General features: G+C 48.9%; 1 rRNA gene. It reads left to right on the top strand.

The window, feature by feature from the left end:
• Positions 1 to 269: 269 nt before the first annotated feature.
• Positions 270 to 3174, top strand: a 23S ribosomal RNA gene (locus tag CXF83_RS00060).
• Positions 3175 to 3234 lie beyond the last annotated feature (60 nt).

Here is a 3234-nt window from a genome sequence, read left to right as displayed (position 1 = left end):
CGTTCTTTAAAAATTTGGAAAGCTGATAGTGTTAACCTGAAAAGGGACAGCGACTTACTTGTAGGTTGTTGTTTATAGGGTTAGCGCGAAATTTAAAAAATTGAGTTCTAAACACTTAAACATTAAGTGTCTTGGCTTATTGCGTCGCAGCAATAAGTGAAAAATTCTAATTTTGGCGAAAGTAGAAACCATTAGTTATGATACGGCTGTTTTAAGCTTACCCGCTTGAAACAACGAGTATTTCTCATAGAGACTTATTTGGGTTGTATGGTTAAGTGACTAAGCGTATATGGTGGATGCCTTGGCAGTCAGAGGCGATGAAGGACGTAGTAACTTGCGATAAGCGTTGGCGAGCTAGTAACAAGCATTTGAGCTAACGATTTCCGAATGGGGAAACCCACATGCATAAGCATGTATCATTAACTGAATTCATAGGTTAATGAGGCAAACCCGGGGAACTGAAACATCTAAGTACCCGGAGGAAAAGAAATCAACCGAGATTCCCCTAGTAGCGGCGAGCGAACGGGGATTAGCCCTTAAGCGTAGAGGGTGTTAGTGGAATGTGTTGGAAAGCACAGCGGCACAGGGTGATAGCCCCGTACATGAAAACTAACTTTACGTGAAAACGAGTAGGACGGGACACGTGACATCTTGTCTGAACATGGGGGGACCATCCTCCAAGGCTAAATACTCCTGACTGACCGATAGTGAACCAGTACCGTGAGGGAAAGGCGAAAAGAACCCCTGTGAGGGGAGTGAAATAGAACCTGAAACCGTATACGTACAAGCAGTGGGAGCGGTTCTTGAGACCGTGACTGCGTACCTTTTGTATAATGGGTCAGCGACTTACATTTTGTAGCGAGGTTAAGCGAATAGCGGAGCCGTAGGGAAACCGAGTGTTAACTGCGCGTTTAGTTGCAAGGTGTAGACCCGAAACCCGGTGATCTAGCCATGGGCAGGTTGAAGGTTGAGTAACATCAACTGGAGGACCGAACCGACTTATGTTGAAAAATGAGCGGATGACTTGTGGCTGGGGGTGAAAGGCCAATCAAACCGGGAGATATCTGGTTCTCCTCGAAAGCTATTTAGGTAGCGCCTCGAGCGAATACCATTGGGGGTAGAGCACTGTTAAGGCTAGGGGGTCATCCCGACTTACCAACCCTTTGCAAACTCCGAATACCAATGAGTACTACTCGGGAGACACACGGCGGGTGCTAACGTCCGTCGTGAAAAGGGAAACAACCCAGACCATCAGCTAAGGTCCCAAAGTTATTGCTAAGTGGGAAACGATGTGGGAAGGCTTAGACAGCTAGGATGTTGGCTTAGAAGCAGCCATCATTTAAAGAAAGCGTAATAGCTCACTAGTCGAGTCGGCCTGCGCGGAAGATTTAACGGGGCTAAGCAATACACCGAAGCTATGGGTACTAGTGTTTACACTAGTGCGGTAGAGGAGCGTTCTGTAAGCCGTTGAAGGTGAAGGGGTAACCCACGCTGGAGGTATCAGAAGTGCGAATGCTGACATGAGTAACGATAAAGGGAGTGAAAAACTCCCTCGCCGAAAGACCAAGGGTTCCTGTCCAATGTTAATCAGGGCAGGGTGAGTCGACTCCTAAGGCGAGGCCGAAAGGCGTAGTCGATGGGAAACAGGTTAATATTCCTGTACTTCTGCTAACTGCGATGGAGAGACGGAGAAGGCTAGGCTAGCGCGGCGTTGGTTGTCCGCGTTTAAGGTTGTAGGTTGTATTCTTAGGCAAATCCGGGAATACGCATTTAATTGCAAGACTGAGGACTGATGACGAGTCACTAAGGTGATGAAGTAGTTGATGCCATGCTTCCAGGAAAATCTTCTAAGCTTCAGGTTAGTAGGAATCGTACCCCAAACCGACACAGGTGGTTGGGTAGAGAATACCAAGGCGCTTGAGAGAACTCGGCTGAAGGAACTAGGCAAAATGGTACCGTAACTTCGGGAGAAGGTACGCTGCCGACGGTGATAGGACTTGCTCCTTAAGCTGTTGGCAGTCGCAGATACCAGGTGGCTGCAACTGTTTATCAAAAACACAGTACTGTGCAAACTCGCAAGAGGAAGTATACGGTATGACGCCTGCCCGGTGCCGGAAGGTTAATTGATTGGGTTATCTTCGGAGAAGCTCATGATCGAAGCCCCGGTAAACGGCGGCCGTAACTATAACGGTCCTAAGGTAGCGAAATTCCTTGTCGGGTAAGTTCCGACCTGCACGAATGGCGTAATGATGGCCACGCTGTCTCCAGCCGAGACTCAGTGAAGTTGAAATTGCGGTGAAGATGCCGTATACCCGCGGCTAGACGGAAAGACCCCGTGCACCTTTACTATAGCTTGGCACTGAACATTGAACCTACATGTGTAGGATAGGTGGGAGACTTTGAAGCATTGTCGCTAGATGATGTGGAGTCAACCTTGAAATACCACCCTTGTAGTTTTGATGTTCTAACCGCGGCCCCTGAATCGGGGTTCGGGACAGTGCCTGGTGGGTAGTTTGACTGGGGCGGTCTCCTCCCAAAGAGTAACGGAGGAGCACGAAGGTTGGCTAAGTACGGTCGGACATCGTACGGTTAGTGCAATGGCATAAGCCAGCTTAACTGCGAGACATACACGTCGAGCAGGTACGAAAGTAGGTCATAGTGATCCGGTGGTTCTGTATGGAAGGGCCATCGCTCAACGGATAAAAGGTACGCCGGGGATAACAGGCTGATACCGCCCAAGAGTTCATATCGACGGCGGTGTTTGGCACCTCGATGTCGGCTCATCACATCCTGGGGCTGAAGTCGGTCCCAAGGGTATGGCTGTTCGCCATTTAAAGTGGTACGCGAGCTGGGTTCAGAACGTCGTGAGACAGTTCGGTCCCTATCTGCCGTGGGCGTTGGATGATTGAAGGAAGCTGCTCCTAGTACGAGAGGACCGGAGTGGACGAACCGCTGGTGTTCGGGTTGTTATGCCAATAGCATTGCCCGGTAGCTACGTTCGGAATCGATAACCGCTGAAAGCATCTAAGCGGGAAGCGAGTCCTAAGATGAGTCATCCCTAGGAATTTAATTCCTCTAAAGAGCCGTTCGAGACTAGGACGTTGATAGGCAAGGTGTGTAAGCGTTGTGAGGCGTTGAGCTAACTTGTACTAATGACTCGTGAGGCTTAACCATACAACCCTGATGGGTTTTGTATGAGACTGATGTTTTTACAAAACACCAGAGTTAGAATAA

It is taken from the genome of Shewanella sp. Choline-02u-19 (genome assembly GCF_002836205.1).
Lineage (GTDB): Bacteria > Pseudomonadota > Gammaproteobacteria > Enterobacterales > Shewanellaceae > Shewanella.
Note: the sequence above shows the minus strand (reverse complement) of the source record. Positions and strands in the feature narration are given on the sequence as shown.